Raw genomic sequence first — 16,494 nt, forward strand, 5'->3', positions numbered from 1 at the left:
TGCTAATTATCTTTGCAATTTAAAATATGATTAAAATGTTTGACCAATGTTGAACGAGAAGAACTTCACTTCATCACCGCTTTGCTCTTTCAATGCGCGCGAGAAGCTAAATACCATTGGTCCCATGGGTGACAACCACTGTACAGACAAGCCATAGGAAGCCCGATACAGACTGGGGTCAGCGAAATCCAGCAGGCGATCAGCACTGACGGAGTTCATGTTTAAATTTCTAAATTCATCGTAGTCAAATTCAGTATCCCAAACGGTACCCACATCCAGGAAGATACTGGAACGCACCTGGGAGTCGTATTCTTCACCGATAAATGGCGTAGGGACAATCAGCTCTACCCCACCGACAGCAATGGCATTACCACCTATGGAACGCTCGGTTACAAAGAGGGTATCGGATAATTCACCATTACCCACTGAACTGCCATCTGGTCCATTGTCAGTGGTGATACTTCTTTGTACTGCTCTTGGGCCGACGGTATTGTTTTCAAAGCCGCGTAACGTCCCCGAACCACCGGCTGTAAAGTTCTGTGTAAAGGGCAGGATCTGGTCACTACCGTTAATCGTGCCGTAACCGTTACCATACCCTAAACGCAGGCGGGTTAATACCGTCCAACGTTGATCATCAGATATTGGGAAGTAGAAACGCGTATTGAACTCAGCCTTGAAATAATTGGCATCGGAATTCGGCGTTGTGGCGGTCAGTGACAAGGTCTGATTAGAACCCGCTGTCGGATACAAACCACGGTTCAGGGTGCTCCGAATCCAGGCTGCGGACAATACAAAGGAATCGTAATTAATCGGCGCATCCGGGTTATTCTCGTCCACAAACAAATTGTAAAAACGGGCTGTTTGCTCATAGGTATCGCGTTGCGCCAGTTCTTCATTTTCATAGGTTAACCCAAAACGCAAACGGTTGTATTCATTGATTGGGAAACCAAAAGTACCACCAACACGATAGGTTTTGGTGTTGTATTGCACCAGACCAAAATCACCAGCATCCAGTTCGCTGTAGGATAAGGTGCCCCCCAGGCTGATACCATCAATGGTAAAATAGGGATCATTGTAAGTTATCGCAGCCTGCTTTTGGTAACGGTTGGTATTGATGTTAAAGCCCACCTGTTTACCGGTACCCAGGAAGTTATCCTGTGATACACCTGCCTGCAGACTCAGACCAGTGCGGTCACCAAAACCGATACCGGCATTAAACGATCCGGACGGCTGTTCTTTTAAGCTGAAGTCAACGTCAACCTTATCGTCTTCACCTGGAATGCGCACGGTTTCGAATTCCACTTCATCCACAAAGGTCAGTCGTCGGGAAATATTCGCTTTAGACACTTCCAACGCCTGGTTAGACAGGAAGCTACCTTCCATCTGTGTGACCTCACGGCGCAACACTTCGTCCTTAGTGATGTCGTTGCCCACAAAGTTAATGCGGCGCACATAAATACGCTTGCCCGGATCAACCGCTATCGTCAGTTTTACCGTTTTGTCGTCTTCATTAATGTCCGGGATAGTCGTTACTGAGGGATAGGCGTAGCCAAACCGCCCCAAATACTTGCTGATGAATTCTTCGGTGTATGTCACCAGAGCCTGGTTGTACAGGGTGTCACTTTTCAGCGGCAATAAAGCGCGAATGGTATCGCCATGTCCTAATAATTCACCGGTGACTTCAATTTCAGAGATATTGAACTGTTCCCCTTCGGTGACGTTGATGGCAACATAAATACCCTTTTTATCCGGCGTCATCGACACCTGAGTGGAATTGACATTGAACTGCAGATAGCCTCTGTCCAGATAGTGACTGCGCAGTGTTTCCATATCCCCTTCCAGGGTTTGCTTCTGATAGCGGGTCTCTGCCAGAAAGTCCCACCAGGGGGCATCAAAACCCAACTCAAAACCTTCCAGTAATTCAGCGTCACTGAATAACTCATTGCCCACAATATTGATTTGCGCAATTTTTGCAGCGTCGCCTTCTTCAAATAAAAACTTTAAATCCACACGGTTACGAGGTAGCGGCGTGACAATCGCAGATACATCAGCGTTGTATTTACCCACGCTGTAATAGAAATCTTTAAGGCCACTTTCAAGACCAGTCAATACAGTACGGTCTAAAGGTTCACCGATGCGAATGTTGCTGCCATCCAGACTTTCCTGCAATTGCTCATCTTTAATATCATCGTTACCTTCAAAAATGATATTACTGATAGTGGGTCTCTCTTTTACCCTGACCACCAGAGTATTGCCATCCCGCAAGACTTTTATGCTCTCAAAGTGAGTAGAGGAATACAGCGACTTAATGACCTGAGCGATCCTGAAACCGTTCATCGTGTCACCTACCTGCACCGGCATGTAGGTCAGGGCTGCACCTAATGCAACTCTTTGTAACCCTTCAATTTTGATATCATCGATGACAAATTCTTTGGCTGTATTTGCACTTACTGCTCCCGTGCAAAACACAAAAAGCAATGCAAAAAGTATCTGATTCAACTTCATTTATTTATATTCTTCCTGACTGAAACTTATTCAGCATTGTTAAAAAAAGCGTGAGTCCTACAAACGCCCGATGTCGTTTACAATCGCCACTGCCATCAACATAAAGAGTAAAATGCCACCTATGCGAAACCCAATTTCCTGAACCGATTCTGGTACAGGCTTTCCGGTCACCAGCTCTATGAAGTAATAAAGCAAATGTCCGCCGTCCAGGACGGGTAACGGAAGCAGATTAATGATCCCTAAATTAACACTAATGAGCGCTAAAAAGCTCAGGAAATACACCAGGCCATAACCTGCACTGGCACCTGCGCCCTGCGCAATAGAAATAGGGCCACTTAAATTTTTAACCGATACATCACCGGTTAACAATTTGCCGATCATCTCGACACTCAATGTCATTAAGCGCCATGTATTATCCATAGCAGCCCCCATGGCTGCAACCAATCCATATTGTTGGTTAAATATGTACTCCTCAGGCCAGGGTTCCTGTTGGGGTACCACGCCCAGATAACCCACATTCGGATTATCTTCACGAAAGCCCACCTGCACCATAACCGGGGTTTCCCGCCCCTCTCTGAGCACCATAACGCCCACGGTATCACCACCGCGCCCGGTGAGATACTCCCCTATTTGTTCCCATTTATCGATGGGAGTTCCGTCAATACTTAAAATTTTGTCATCTTTTTGTATCCCGGCTCGCGCTGCTGGCGAATCTTCGGCCACCAATCCTATAGTGGTGGTAATGGCCGGTCTGAAGGGTTCGATACCCAAAGCGCGAATCGCTGACTGAGTTTCGGGATCAAATTGCCAGCTTGACAGGTCAAGCTGATAACGCTTTTCCGTCATATTGGAGGCCGTATAGGTACCAATATCCATTGACGACTTGCCAATATGAGACACCAGTTCCAGATTGATCGCATTCCAGTCCCTTACTTCGCGCTCACCAATGCGATTAATTTGCGCATCTTTGGGCAACCCCGCCTGTGCAGCAATACTGCCCGAGGTAACATTACCAATGACCGGACGCACGGTTTCAACGCCCATCAGATACATCAGGTACAAGGCAAAAATAGCAAATACAAAATTGGTGAGGGGACCTGCGGCAATAATGGCGATGCGCTTTAGCACATGTTGGCTGTTGAAGGTAACGGCCTGATCTTGCTCATTAACATCATCCACCCGACTATCCAGCATGCGCACGTAACCGCCTAACGGGATCATGGCCACCACATATTCGGTGCCCTGCTTGTCGTGCGTTCGCCACAATGGCTTGCCAAACCCAACAGAGAACCTGAGTACCTTCACACCACAAAGCCGGGCAACGTAAAAATGCCCCCATTCGTGAACTGCCACCAGAATCCCAAGCGCCACGATAAACGCGGTCAGGTTTTGCAAAAAATCCAACATTAAAGCAGAGTCTCCATATAGTTCGTCGCAAACAAACGACTATGTTTATCACACTCAAGGATATCTGCAAGTGATGACAACTTGTTGTCAGGGGTTTGTTCTACCGTCGCTAAACACAGTTTAAAAATATCGGTATAGCGAATTTTTCTGGCCAAAAAAGCGGCCACAGCAACTTCGTTGGCGGCATTCAGGGCAGTCGTAGCAGCCTGGCCTTTATAAGCACAATCTATCGCTAATTGCAGACAGGGAAAACGCGCAAAGTCAGGCTTGAGAAACTGTAAGTCTGTCAGTTGTGAGAAATCCAGCGATGCCACCCCCGATTCAATACGTTCAGGCCAGGCCAGCGTATGCGCTATGGGAGTGCGCATGTCCGGCTGACCCATTTGCGCCAACACAGAGCCATCGGCATATTGCACCATCGAATGCACAATGCTCTGAGGATGAATAACCACCTCAATGTCATCTCCCGCCACACCAAACAGATAACAGGCTTCAATAAACTCCAGACCCTTATTCATCATGGTCGCGGAATCAACAGATATTTTTTGTCCCATAGACCAGTTAGGGTGCTTACAGGCTTGTTCCGGCGTAATATCGGCAAACGTTGCCAGGTCGCGTTGTAAAAACGGACCACCGGAGCCTGTTAACAAAATCTTGCGAATCGACTTTTGGCAAAAACCCTGTTGTGGCAGACATTGAAAAATTGCGTTGTGTTCACTGTCCACCGGCAGTAATACAGCACCGCTTTGCTGTACTGCATCCATAAATAAATTGCCGGACATCACTAAGGACTCTTTATTCGCTAACAATACGCGTTTACCCGCCTGCACAGCTGCATGAGTCGGCAATAACCCTGCCGCGCCCACAATAGCCGCCATGACCACCTGGACTTCTTCGTCTGCAGCGATCATGCAAAGTGCGTCATTTCCTAAATGTACCTGGCAGGCTAATCCCGTCTCTTCACTGTAGGCTTTTAATTTCGGATAATCGGCCTTACTACTGGTCACCAGGTGTTTCGGCTGATGTATCTTAGCCAGTTCCACCAGCTCTTTTACCCGGGAATGGCAACTCAATGCGAATACCCGGTATTTTTCGGGATGGCGTGACACCACATCCAGCGTGCTTAACCCGATAGAGCCGGTAGCACCTAAGACGGTGATATTTTGCGTCGTATTAGCGTTTGACTGGATCATGGCAAGAAGTTCAGCTTAGGCCATCCACATGACATAACACAGGGCGAAAATCGGAAAAGCCGCGGTTAAGCTATCGATCCGATCCAGAATACCGCCATGCCCGGGTAACAGGTTCCCGCTATCCTTACAACCGGCGCAGCGTTTGAACATGCTTTCATTGAGATCACCCAGGGCACTGACCGCCACTGTAAGACCGCCCACCAGGACATGCAACCAGATGCGCGATGGGTCGACGTGATAATGCATTGCCGCAAAAGCAATGATAGCAAAGGAGGCACCAACACCACCCAGTAAGCCTTCGATAGTTTTACCCGGGGACACATTGGGTCTGAGCTTGTGACGTCCGAATTTAACGCCCACAAAAAAGGCGCCCACATCAGCGGCCCAAACAATGCCTAAAACGTAAAAAATCAGAGACGCGCCATAAAGCGGATCGACGTCGAACAGGCTGGTGCGCAAGACCACCACGGCAACCCAGGTGGGTATCAGAGTCAGTAACCCAAAAATGCCTCGCAGTAATACACTGGAGCGCCAAACCAGACTGTATCTCGGGTAGGCAATGATCAAAAAGAGTGATAACGCCCACCAGACACCGGCGGCAATAAGAATATTTTTATATAAGGGAACCAACTCCCCCTGCACCCAGACGGCATCCACCGGCACCACAAAACTCAGAGCAATGCATAGCCCTGCCACAATAGCGGTGTAAATCGATTTTAATAAAGGAATGGTGAGGCCGGTCAGATTAGCCCATTCCCAGGCGCCCAACGCAATTACTGCCGCAAAAACCAGTTCAAATCCCCGGATTGGCAAAAACAGGATTGCCCCAAGCGCGAGTGGAGCCAATATCAAGGCGGTTATAATTCGTTGTTTTAACATAACCTGGAGTTCCTAGTTTTGACTCTCAATTTGTTCACCGGTCATACCAAAGCGCCTTTGCCTGCCGCAAAACTCAGTCACAGCCTTGGTAAACTCTGCGTCATCAAAATCAGGCCACAAGGCAGGGGTAAAGTACAACTCAGCGTAGGCCAACTGCCATATTAAAAAATTAGAAATGCGTTGTTCACCACCGGTACGGATCAACAAATCCACCTGCGGTAAATTCGATAACTGAATATGTTTGTTGAGATCCGCTTCGGTAATCTGGTTGATATCGCCGTTTTGCGCGCTAACTTCCTGATACAAAGCTTTGCAGGCATTGGCTATATCCCACTTACCACCGTAGTTAGCAGCAATATTGAGGACCATTGCTGTGTTGTCGGCAGTCAGCGCTTCAGCTTCCTGAATTTTGGCGAATAATTTTTTATCGAAGCGGCTTAAATCACCAATGACCTGCAACTTGACATTATTCTTATTGAGTTTTTTGGCTTCACTGCCCAGTGCCCAGACGAATAGCTCCATCAGGGCTTTAACTTCATCAGCCGGACGCAGCCAGTTTTCACTGCTAAAGGCAAACAACGTCAGGGCTTTGATATTGTTTTTCAGACAATAGCCCACCGCAGAACGCACCGCTTCGGCGCCTGCTTTGTGTCCAAAAGTCCGAAGCTTGCCTTTTTGTTTGGCCCAACGCCCGTTGCCATCCATAATAATGGCAACGTGCTGCGGCATAATGCCGTTTGGTTTATTTAGATCTGCCATTAAGCCAGCTTCTAAATTTCCATTAATTCAGCTTCTTTGGTTTTCAGCAACTCATCAACTTGTTTTACAAAACGGTCAGTAGCTTGCTGAATGTTGTCTTCTGCTGCGCGTGCTTCGTCTTCGGAGATCTCTTTTTCTTTCAGCAGATCTTTTACGTCGCCATTAGCATCACGACGGATGTTGCGAATGCTGATACGGCCCTGTTCTGCTTCTCCACGTACAACTTTAATGAGGTCTTTACGGCGCTCTTCCGTTAGAGGCGGCAGAGGAATTCGCATAGTGGTACCGGCAGTGATAGGGTTCAGTCCCAAATCAGATTGCAAAATGCCTTTTTCGACGGCCTGAATTGCACTTTTATCAAACACGGTCAATGCCAGAGTGCGTGAATCTTCAACCACTACGTTAGCCAGTTGGCGCAACGGTGTCGCTGCACCATAGTAAGATACCATCACGTTATCCAGTAAGCTTGGATGGGCACGACCGGTTCTGATTTTACTGAAGTTTACCTTTAGCGCGGAAATGCTTTTTTCCATGCGCTCTTTTGCATCTGCAAAAATTTCATCAATCATTTTCTTAACCTTAAATATTTTAGTTGTTGTCTATCAACGTACCTTCGTCTTCACCCATCACCACAGCTTTCAGACAGCCGGTTTTATTCATGTTAAAGACTTTAATCGGAATATTGTGATCTCGCGCCAGGGTAAATGCCGCCAGATCCATCACTTTTAATTCTTTTTCCAGCACTTCGCTGTAATTCAGGTGCTTGTGCAAAACCGCTTCGGGATTCTTATTAGGATCGTCATTATAGACGCCATCGACCTTGGTACCTTTTAATACTACATCGGCTTCGATTTCAATGCCGCGTAAACAGGCAGCCGAATCAGTGGTAAAAAACGGATTTCCCGTACCGGCAGAAAAGATAACCACACGACCGGATTTCAACAGGCTGATGGCCTCAGTCCAGTTGTAAGCATCACATACGCCGTTGAGGGGAATTGCGGACATCAGTCGGGCATTTACAAAGGCGCGATGTAAGGCGTCGCGCATTGCCAGGCCATTCATAACCGTGGCCAACATACCCATATGGTCGCCTACCACCCGGTTCATGCCCGCTTTAGCCAGCCCTTCACCACGAAACAGGTTACCACCACCGATAACCAGTCCAACCTGGATACCCAGTTCCACCAGCTCTTTAATTTCCGCGGCCATGCGGTCCAGGACTTTGGCGTCGATGCCAAAGGACTCATTACCCATCAGGGCTTCACCACTTAATTTTAACAGTATTCTTCGATAGGCTGGCTTAGAGCTGATACTCATGAAAACTTCTCATCCTCAATGATTGTCAGGGGATTGGGGAACAAAAACCGTTTCAGTAAACATTACCTGAAAAGCACCACAAAAGTGTTAATCATGCTTTAAAAACAACGTACTTAAAAAAAAGCACCTCTTTTGAGGTGCCTGTAGTTTATATGACAATGCTTTAATGCAAAAGCTTTTGTCAGATTTATTTACAAACAGCTTACTGCTTAGCAGCCGCCATTTGTGCCTGAACTTCGGCTGCGAAGTCTTCGGTCTTCTTCTCGATACCTTCACCCACTTCAAAACGGATGAAGTTGATAACGTCTGCACTGTTGTCTTTCAGCAACTGACCAACGCTCATGGAAGGATCTTTAACGAAAGGCTGACCAGTCAGGCTGATTTCGCCAGTGAATTTCTTCATGCGGCCCATAACCATTTTTTCTGCGATTTCAGCAGGCTTGCCGCTTTGCATCGCGATGTCGATTTGGATCGCTTTTTCTTTCTCAACAACGTCAGCTGGTACATCGTCAGGCTTAACGAATTGTGGGCTGCTGGCAGCAACGTGCATAGCAACGTCTTTAGACAAGTCTTCTGAACCGCCAGTTAGTACCGCGATAACACCGATACGTGCGCCGTGAACATAGGCGCCCAGGTTGTCACCTTCAACAGTAACAACGCGACGTACGTTGATGTTTTCACCAATTTTTGCAACCAGAGTATCACGCAGGTCAGAAACCGCAGCACCGTCGATTTCAGATGCATTCAGAGTTTCTACGTCACTGATCTTGTTAGCTGCAGCGAATTCTACCAATTTGTTACCAAACGCCAGGAAGCTTTCGTCACGCGCTACGAAGTCAGTTTCGCAGTTCAGTTCCATCATAGTGGCAACACCGGCGTTCACAGAAGTCAGGATCACACCTTCTGCAGCAATACGACCTGCTTTCTTAGCCGCTTTTGCCTGGCCAGATTTGCGCATGTTCTCGATCGCCGCTTCGATGTCACCATCAGTCGCTTGCAATGCTTTTTTACAATCCAGCATACCGGCGCCGGTACGCTCGCGAAGTTCTTTTACTTGAGCAGCAGTTACAGCCATCTGTATATCCTCAGGAATAAGTTTTAAATTTCATCGTAGAAAACAAGACCAGACGTCGGTCTCATTTTAAAAATATGGGGTAAATTCTATTTACCAGATTATTTTAAAACAGGGGCATAGCCCCTGTTTTCATCAAGTCTTACGACTTGTAACATGCATTTATGAATGCTGTGTTAAATCTTACTCAGCAGCTTCAACGAAGTCGTCGTTTTCAGCAATTGCTTCAAGATTTTGCTCACGACCTTCAAGAGTCGCATCAGCAGCAGCGTTCAAATATAGCTGAACCGCACGGATCGCATCGTCGTTACCTGGGATGATGTAATCAATACCGTCTGGGTCAGTGTTAGTATCAACAACAGAAACCACAGGGATACCCAGGCTACGCGCTTCCGCGATAGCAATGTGCTCGTGGTTAGCGTCAATAACAAACAGACAATCTGGTAAACCGCCCATGTCTTTGATACCACCCAGGCTGCTTTCCAGCTTTTCCATTTCACGAGTCAGCATCAATACTTCTTTCTTAGTCAGCTTGTCGAAAGTACCGTCCTGAGATTGTTGCTCAAGATCTTTCAGACGCTTGATTGACTGACGAACTGTTTTCCAGTTAGTCAACATACCACCTAACCAACGCTTGTTTACGTAGTATTGGTCGCATTTCAATGCAGCTTCTTTTACAGCTTCGCCAGCAGCGCGCTTAGTACCTACGAAAAGGATTTTACCTTTACGAGCAGAAACAGAAGACAAGTAAGACAGTGCATCATTGAACAAAGGAACTGTTTTTTCCAGGTTAATGATGTGAACTTTGTTACGAGCGCCAAAAATGAAAGGCTTCATTTTTGGGTTCCAGTAGCGAGTTTGGTGACCGAAGTGAACACCAGCTTGCAGCATGTCACGCATAGACACGTTTGCCATAATTAATTTCCTCAATTGGGGTTAGGCCTCCATACATCCCAATTTTCGATCCTGTTTCCCGTGAGAAAAGCCAGACACCCCGAAAATCGTGTCGATGTATGTGTGTTTTAAATAAAATTATACGCTGGAACACAACTCAGATTTTGAGCACATGTTTCAGGCGCGGCGCTTTATACCATTTATCAGCCCCTAACTCAACGTTTTTAAGGCTTTTATCTGGATATGGTGGCGACCTGGCTGTCCGCCTGGCTATACATCTAATGCCAGACCAGGTAAACTTACCGGCTTAAAATGTAATAAACCTTCTATCAGGAAAGAATCTTGACGATAACTATCAAAACCCCGGAAGAAATTGAAAAAATGCGAGTGGCCGGAAAACTTGCATCAGAAGTCCTGGAAATGATCGGTGAGCACGTCAAAAAAGGTGTGACCACAGACCAACTCAATACAATTTGTCATGACTATATAGTCAACGTGCAGGGGGGAATTCCTGCACCGTTAAATTATGGCAACCCGCCTTTTCCAAAATCTATCTGCACTTCGGTGAATCACGTTATTTGTCATGGCATCCCGTCGGACAAAAAACTGAAAGATGGCGACATTGTTAATATCGATGTCACCGTAATTAAAGACGGCTACCACGGCGACACGTCTAAGATGTTTGTGGTGGGCAAACCCAGTATTTTGGCAGAACGACTCATCACCATTACGCAGGAATGTCTGTACAAAGGTATCGAAATTGTCAAACCAGGTACACGTATTGGTGACATCGGCGCAGTGATCCAGGAACACGCAGAAAAACACCATTACTCAGTAGTGCGGGAATATTGTGGTCATGGCATAGGCGCCAGTTTCCACGAAGAACCGCAAATCCTGCACTACGGCAAAGCGGGAACCGGAGAAGTACTCAAGGAAGGCATGTGTTTTACCATCGAACCCATGATCAACGCCGGAAAGCGCTACAGCAAACTATTACCAGATGACTGGACCGTGGTCACCAAAGACCGAAGCCTGAGTGCACAGTGGGAACATACCCTGCTGGTAACCAGTGATGGTTGCGAAATTCTCACGCTTCGCTCTGACGAAACCATCGACAGAGTCATTAAAGCCGCTTAACTCATTCGCCACCATATTATTGCAGGGGACACAGCATTGGCATTTCAAAGTCTACTCAGCCAGGTGCGGTTAATCACCAGCCCCGGCAATACTCAGGCATTTAAAGAATGTATTAGTAACTCCTACGAGTGGTTGGAAAAGGAATTCGAAACCACCGATGTAAATACCCTGGTGACAGGGCGTGCGGCCTTTGTTGATACCGTTTTAAGCCATATCTGGCGCTTGTTGGATTTACAGGATGTGCCGCAACTGGCCCTGGTGGCCGTGGGCGGATATGGGCGCGGTCACCTGCAACCACATTCGGATGTTGACCTGCTTATTCTGTCTCACAAAGCGTTAGATAAAACCATCCAGGAAAAGGTGACGCAATTTATCACCATACTCTGGGACATCGGACTGGACATAGGTCAATCGGTCAGAACAGTAAAAGAAACCATCAAACTGGCCAAAGAAGATGTCACCATTGCCACCAATCTGATTGAATCCAGAGTGCTGGCCGGTAGCAAAACCGTTTTTGAAGATTTACACGACAAGATGCAGTCGAGGGCGTTTTGGCCCAGCAAATTGTTCTACACCGCCAAATACGATGAGCAGCAAATCAGGCATGCCAAATTCAATGGCACCAGTTATAACCTGGAACCCAATATTAAAGAGAACCCCGGATGTTTGCGGGACATCCAATGTATTGGTTGGGTCGCTAAAAAGCATTTTAGCGTGCTCAAAGGAAAAGACCTGGTAGATTACGGTTATTTTACCCGCGAAGAGTTAGATGAACTGACCGAATGTCGCACCCAATTATGGCGTATTCGCTTCGTACTGCACATTATCGCTGGTCGCAGTGAAAACCGTTTGTTATTCGATTATCAGCCAGAGGTGGCCCGTCGACTTGGCTACGGTGATGATGGCAAAGCCTCTGTCGAAAAAATGATGAAAGCCTTTTTCCGTGTAGTGCGCCGGGTACGGGAGCTGAATGAAATGCTGCTGGGCCATTTCCGCCATGAAATGTTGCGGGAAAAGCTCAAGGTTACCGCTGACATTTCAGCTGATTTTAATGTGTTAGGCGGCCTGATCCACGCCAAACACGATAAAGTTTTTGACAGTCCGGTCAAAATTATGGATTTCTTTCACATTATTTCTGACTATTCTGACATCACAGGACTGCACGCCACTACTTTGCGACTTTTACGCAATGCACGTCGGGTATATCAGGAGCAGGACATTTTTTTGTGTCAGTACCCGGAATGTCGCACGGTCTTTTTAGAGTTAGTCAAAAAACCAGAGTTCTTTGAGCTGGCCTGGGATCTGATGCATAAGCACGGCATCATGCAGAGTTATATTTCGCAGTGGAACCACATCGTTGGCATGATGCAATTCGACTTGTTTCACGCCTACACAGTAGACGAACATACTCACCGCCTGATTAAAAACCTGGCCCGTTACAACCGCAAAGAAAATGATCATGAATTTCCTCGCTGTGGCCGCATTATGCGCAACGCAGATAAACCTGAATTATTGTTTTTAGCCGGAATATTTCACGATATTGCCAAAGGCCGCAATGGTGATCATTCCAAATTAGGGGCGCAAGATGTTGAGCAATTTTGCCAGTTGCATGACATTCCCGAAAAAGACAAGAATCTGATTAAATGGCTGGTAGAACACCACCTGTTGATGTCGGTGGTTGCCCAGCGCCGTGATATTTATGATCCGGAAGTTATCCAGGAGTTTGCTGCGACAGTAAGAACCCAGGAACATCTGGAGCACTTATACGCCTTGACCCTGGCAGATATCAGAGCCACGAACAGTAACTTGTGGAATGAATGGAAGTCTTCGTTGTTGAGAGAGCTGTTCATCATGACCCAAAAAGCCCTGGAGAACGGCCTGGAAAACAAAGTGGACCTGCAGTCCCGGGAAGATGAGCACAAAGCCAGCGCTATGAAATCGCTGCTGGAAGACTATGAAGAGTCAGCGGTCCTGAAAGCCTGGGAAAACTTTCCGCCAGACTACTTTGCCCGCTTTAAACCGGAACAAATCGCCTGGCACACGCATATTGTCCTGCACAACCAATACAATGAACAATACCCATTAGTGGTCGCCGTAACCGATGGCACCGCAAAAAGTGGCACCGAGCTGATGTTATACGGCGCAGACCGCCCTCGCCTGTTTGCACAGGTGGCCTCTGTTTTAGACAGTCGCAACTGCTCGATTCAGGACGCCCAACTAATGACCACCAAAGATGGTTATATCTTTGACAGTTTTATTATTTTGGAACAGGACGGAAAACGCATAAGCTCCCCCAGCAGATTGAAAAGCCTGCAAGACGCTATTGTGACACAATTACAAAAACCTGGCGTAGAACACGTGAATAAACGCCGCATCCCCAGGCAGCTTAAACAACTCGCAGTACCCACCAAAGTACGCTTTTTTGGTAATCAGGATGACGTTACCATGATGGAGTTAGAAGCCTTAGATGCGCCAGGGTTACTGGCCAAATTGGGGCACATTTTTGTCGAACAGGATCTCTCGTTACACCACGCTAAGATCACCACCATCGGTGAACGAGCAGAAGATCTCTTTATTCTCAGCAATGGCGAAGGAAAATGCCTGAGCAATGAGCAACAGGTGGAATTAAAACGAAAAGTCACTGAGCGACTGTCAGACAATCACTAATTATTGAACCAACAGGAACTAAACACCGCATGAGCAATTTGTCAGACTTGCAAACCATCATCGAAGCAGCATTTGAAAAGCGCGCCAATATCACTCCGGCTACAGCAGATGACGCTGTTAAACTGGCCGTGCAACAATCCATCGCCCTACTGAATTCAGGTGAAGCGCGCGTAGCCGAAAAAATTGCCGGTGAATGGGTGGTTCATCAATGGCTTAAAAAGGCCGTATTACTGTTTTTCCGACTGCATGACAACGCCGTCATGGACGGTGCAGAAAGCCGCTTTTACGACAAAGTCCCGTTAAAATTCTCCGATTACAGCGCCGAACAATTTCAACAGGAAGGTATGCGCGTCGTACCTCCGGCCACAGTACGTACCGGCAGTTACATAGGTAAAAATGTGGTACTGATGCCCTCCTACGTCAATATCGGCGCCTTTGTGGATGAAGGCACCATGGTTGACACCTGGGCGACCGTAGGCTCCTGTGCACAGATTGGCAAAAACGTGCACCTATCTGGCGGTGTGGGAATCGGTGGCGTACTGGAGCCACTGCAGGCCAACCCCACCATTATCGAAGACAATTGCTTTATCGGTGCCCGATCTGAGATTGTTGAGGGCGTGATCGTTGAAGAAGGCGCCGTGATTTCAATGGGTGTTTATATAGGTCAAAGCACAAGAATTTACGACCGTGAAACCGGCGAAGTTCACTATGGTCGCGTACCGGCTGGCGCCGTTGTGGTACCGGGTAACCTGCCTTCAAAAGATGGCAAGTACAGCCTGTATGCCGCCATTATTGTGAAAAAAGTAGATGCGCAAACCCGCTCGAAAGTCGGCATTAATGCGCTACTTCGCGGCGCGGAATAACACCGCCAAAACACCGCTTAATGTGGGGCGGAATGACTTTCCTCCTGCCCCACCCATTTCTGCAGTCTGTTGATTTTTGCTATGGGATTCGATAGCAGTTCAACAGGCTTTAATTAATCTTAAACAACTGCTCCACCCAGGGCACGACTTCAGCTTCTGGCTCAAAGGTTTCCATGGCATCGACAATAAACAAGTCCGCCAGTGGGCTGCCCTGTAGCTCGGTGAGGATATCAAACATAGTGCGACCAGCACCGCCAAAGGTATCGCCATAACTGCTATCACCCAAAGCTGCGACTGCAAAGGATTTACCGGTCATTAATGGCATCTGATCGCGCAAATCCTGGGCAAAAAATTCAATGTTAGGTGGTAAGTCTCCTTGCCCGGTTGTAGAGGTGATGACCACCACATTTTCTGCGTCTTTAAAATCGCCAATTTCAGGCTCGCCAAACAGGGTGACATCGTGCCCCATCTCAACCAATTTCTCTTCACATTGTTCAGCAACATGCTGGGCGTTGCCGTATACCGAGCCGACAAAAATACTTACACTGGCCACCAGGTTCTCCATAAATGATTAATCGTTGTCTCGTCCAAGCCCCATTGCGTCCATAATTTCTCAAAACGGTCAGACAAACTGCAATTAAGTGTTATCTGTTCACCGCTATGGGGATGACTGAATTTAATTTGGTGGGACCATAATGCCAGACCGGGGAAATTACAAGACTCTCTTAAAAAACGATTGTGTTTATTGTCACCATAATTCACATCACCCACAATCGGATGTCGCAAATGGGACATATGGCGACGCAATTGATGTTTGCGTCCGGTCTGCGGCCCCAATAGTACCAGGCTGTAACGGGCGGTAGGATACTTACCCACCGAATGCGGTAATTCCACCTGTTGTAAACAACGAAATGCCGATATCGCCTCCTGTGCAGGCTTGTCCTGTCGGGCCTTTTTATCGGCAATCTTATCCAGCTTTTCCTGCAGAGGATGATCAACGATACCTTGCTCTGCGATATATCCACGTACCACCGCCAGATAGCGCTTTTCCATCAAATGTTGCGCCAGTTGCTCGCTGAGTAAGCGGGCGGTTTCTGAATTCAAAGCAAATACCAGGATGCCGGCCGTCGGTTTATCCAGGCGATGTACCGGAAATACATGTTGACCAATCTGATCACGCACCATCTGCATGGCAAACCGGGTTTCATGCCGGTCAATCATACTGCGATGCACCAGGAGTCCGGCGGGTTTGTCCACCACGACCATGCACTCATCCTGATACAACAGGGGCAACTGTTCCGGAATATGTAATTCAGGGCAGGACATAGGTTCAGAGGACAGGTTCATGGCACTTCGCAGACAGATTATCCAGGCTGGCTAAGATGCGCAAAAGCGCAGTCCTTACCTCATGTCCGGCCAACACTTCTTCAGCGTAGGGAGTGATATTGGCCACTGGTACGGTTTGCCCTGATGTAATAAGCAAACGCATTTTTGGCAAATAAATAAACTGCAGCCACTGCGAAAAGCTGATCTGGCCGACGCCAAAAGGATTGGTTACCTGAGCAACTGACAACTTATTGTATTGCCACAGGTTGAATTTTTTCAGTGTCGCCTCCAGTTCCTGCAACTGGTTTGACAGAGCCAGTTGAGCGCATTTGGCGTTTGAGTCTGTGCCAGTCAGAAACCACCTCCATTTACACGATAACAAATAGATTAGCATTACCCAGGTAAGCTTAATTCACAGTTGCGAATTTGAAGCTGTCGCCTGCGTGAAAAAGGGGCCAACGATCCCGGCCGCATA

Annotated in this window: 15 protein-coding genes; 3 read left to right on the forward strand and 12 right to left on the reverse strand. The window is 47.4% G+C overall.

Annotated features, from left to right (window positions below):
- Window positions 1-30: 30 nt before the first annotated feature.
- From bamA to rpsB, 9 genes are all read right to left on the reverse strand, one after another.
- Entirely contained in the window at window positions 31-2,505 is a 2,475-nt protein-coding gene (gene bamA, locus LJ740_RS11805; RefSeq protein WP_229529292.1) for an outer membrane protein assembly factor BamA, read from the reverse strand.
- A 57-nt stretch (window positions 2,506-2,562) separates the two neighbouring features.
- A complete protein-coding gene (gene rseP, locus LJ740_RS11810; RefSeq protein ID WP_229529293.1) occupies window positions 2,563-3,912 on the reverse strand; it encodes a sigma E protease regulator RseP in 1,350 nt (449 codons plus the stop codon).
- Window positions 3,912-5,105 (reverse strand): 1-deoxy-D-xylulose-5-phosphate reductoisomerase, encoded by a 1,194-nt coding sequence (gene ispC, locus LJ740_RS11815; RefSeq protein ID WP_229529294.1) that lies wholly within the window; start codon window positions 5,103-5,105, stop codon window positions 3,912-3,914. The genes rseP and ispC overlap by 1 nt, the downstream gene beginning before the upstream one ends.
- A 15-nt stretch (window positions 5,106-5,120) precedes the next feature.
- On the reverse strand, window positions 5,121-5,984 hold the full coding sequence (locus tag LJ740_RS11820) for a phosphatidate cytidylyltransferase (RefSeq protein ID WP_229529295.1): 864 nt from the start codon (window positions 5,982-5,984) through the stop codon (window positions 5,121-5,123).
- Window positions 5,985-5,996: 12 nt separating this feature from the next.
- Complete coding sequence (uppS, locus tag LJ740_RS11825) at window positions 5,997-6,743, reverse strand: polyprenyl diphosphate synthase (RefSeq protein ID WP_229529296.1); 747 nt, start codon at window positions 6,741-6,743, stop codon at window positions 5,997-5,999.
- An 11-nt stretch (window positions 6,744-6,754) separates the two neighbouring features.
- Window positions 6,755-7,312, reverse strand: coding sequence for a ribosome recycling factor (gene frr / locus LJ740_RS11830; protein WP_229529297.1), 558 nt, complete (start codon window positions 7,310-7,312; stop codon window positions 6,755-6,757).
- Between the two features lie 19 nt (window positions 7,313-7,331).
- On the reverse strand, window positions 7,332-8,060 hold the full coding sequence (pyrH, locus tag LJ740_RS11835; protein WP_229529298.1) for a UMP kinase: 729 nt from the start codon (window positions 8,058-8,060) through the stop codon (window positions 7,332-7,334).
- 202 nt (window positions 8,061-8,262) lie between these two features.
- The gene (gene tsf / locus LJ740_RS11840) at window positions 8,263-9,135 is read right to left on the reverse strand and encodes a translation elongation factor Ts (protein WP_229529299.1); all 873 of its coding nucleotides are present in this window, start codon (window positions 9,133-9,135) and stop codon (window positions 8,263-8,265) included.
- A gap of 180 nt (window positions 9,136-9,315) precedes the next feature.
- A complete protein-coding gene (rpsB, locus tag LJ740_RS11845; RefSeq protein ID WP_229529300.1) occupies window positions 9,316-10,047 on the reverse strand; it encodes a 30S ribosomal protein S2 in 732 nt (243 codons plus the stop codon).
- Window positions 10,048-10,368: 321 nt separating this feature from the next.
- Between rpsB and map the strand changes: the two genes are divergently transcribed.
- The 3 genes from map to dapD are packed head-to-tail and all read left to right on the forward strand — an operon-like array spanning window position 10,369 to window position 14,693.
- Window positions 10,369-11,163, forward strand: a complete 795-nt coding sequence (map, locus tag LJ740_RS11850; RefSeq protein ID WP_229529301.1) for a type I methionyl aminopeptidase — start codon at window positions 10,369-10,371, stop codon at window positions 11,161-11,163.
- A gap of 36 nt (window positions 11,164-11,199) precedes the next feature.
- Window positions 11,200-13,830, forward strand: coding sequence for a [protein-PII] uridylyltransferase (gene glnD / locus LJ740_RS11855; RefSeq protein ID WP_229529302.1), 2,631 nt, complete (start codon window positions 11,200-11,202; stop codon window positions 13,828-13,830).
- A gap of 38 nt (window positions 13,831-13,868) precedes the next feature.
- Entirely contained in the window at window positions 13,869-14,693 is an 825-nt protein-coding gene (gene dapD / locus LJ740_RS11860; RefSeq protein ID WP_229529644.1) for a 2,3,4,5-tetrahydropyridine-2,6-dicarboxylate N-succinyltransferase, read from the forward strand.
- A gap of 109 nt (window positions 14,694-14,802) precedes the next feature.
- Here dapD and LJ740_RS11865 read toward each other — a convergent pair whose 3' ends face one another.
- From LJ740_RS11865 to LJ740_RS11875, 3 genes are read right to left on the reverse strand one after another with little or no spacing between them, the layout of a single operon-like run.
- Window positions 14,803-15,246, reverse strand: coding sequence for a flavodoxin domain-containing protein (locus tag LJ740_RS11865; protein ID WP_229529303.1), 444 nt, complete (start codon window positions 15,244-15,246; stop codon window positions 14,803-14,805).
- Window positions 15,234-16,040: a tRNA pseudouridine(65) synthase TruC gene (gene truC / locus LJ740_RS11870; RefSeq protein WP_229529304.1), complete on the reverse strand. Its 807-nt coding sequence runs from the start codon at window positions 16,038-16,040 to the stop codon at window positions 15,234-15,236. The genes LJ740_RS11865 and truC overlap by 13 nt, the downstream gene beginning before the upstream one ends.
- The gene (locus tag LJ740_RS11875) at window positions 16,024-16,401 is read right to left on the reverse strand and encodes a YqcC family protein (RefSeq protein WP_229529305.1); all 378 of its coding nucleotides are present in this window, start codon (window positions 16,399-16,401) and stop codon (window positions 16,024-16,026) included. Before LJ740_RS11875 ends, truC begins: the two co-directional genes overlap by 17 nt.
- Between the last annotated feature and the right edge of the window lie 93 nt (window positions 16,402-16,494).

Source organism: Planctobacterium marinum, assembly GCF_020687805.1.
GTDB lineage: Bacteria > Pseudomonadota > Gammaproteobacteria > Enterobacterales > Alteromonadaceae > Planctobacterium > Planctobacterium marinum.

What these genes read in the sequence shown, in the direction of transcription:
- bamA (WP_229529292.1), bottom strand. Translation starts at nt 2,505, where the DNA reads ATGAAGTTGAATCAGATACTTTTTGCATTGCTTTTTGTGTTTTGCACG.
- rseP (WP_229529293.1), bottom strand. Translation starts at nt 3,912, where the DNA reads ATGTTGGATTTTTTGCAAAACCTGACCGCGTTTATCGTGGCGCTTGGG.
- ispC (WP_229529294.1), bottom strand. Translation starts at nt 5,105, where the DNA reads ATGATCCAGTCAAACGCTAATACGACGCAAAATATCACCGTCTTAGGT.
- LJ740_RS11820 (WP_229529295.1), bottom strand. Translation starts at nt 5,984, where the DNA reads ATGTTAAAACAACGAATTATAACCGCCTTGATATTGGCTCCACTCGCG.
- uppS (WP_229529296.1), bottom strand. Translation starts at nt 6,743, where the DNA reads ATGGCAGATCTAAATAAACCAAACGGCATTATGCCGCAGCACGTTGCC.
- frr (WP_229529297.1), bottom strand. Translation starts at nt 7,312, where the DNA reads ATGATTGATGAAATTTTTGCAGATGCAAAAGAGCGCATGGAAAAAAGC.
- pyrH (WP_229529298.1), bottom strand. Translation starts at nt 8,060, where the DNA reads ATGAGTATCAGCTCTAAGCCAGCCTATCGAAGAATACTGTTAAAATTA.
- tsf (WP_229529299.1), bottom strand. Translation starts at nt 9,135, where the DNA reads ATGGCTGTAACTGCTGCTCAAGTAAAAGAACTTCGCGAGCGTACCGGC.
- rpsB (WP_229529300.1), bottom strand. Translation starts at nt 10,047, where the DNA reads ATGGCAAACGTGTCTATGCGTGACATGCTGCAAGCTGGTGTTCACTTC.
- truC (WP_229529304.1), bottom strand. Translation starts at nt 16,040, where the DNA reads ATGAACCTGTCCTCTGAACCTATGTCCTGCCCTGAATTACATATTCCG.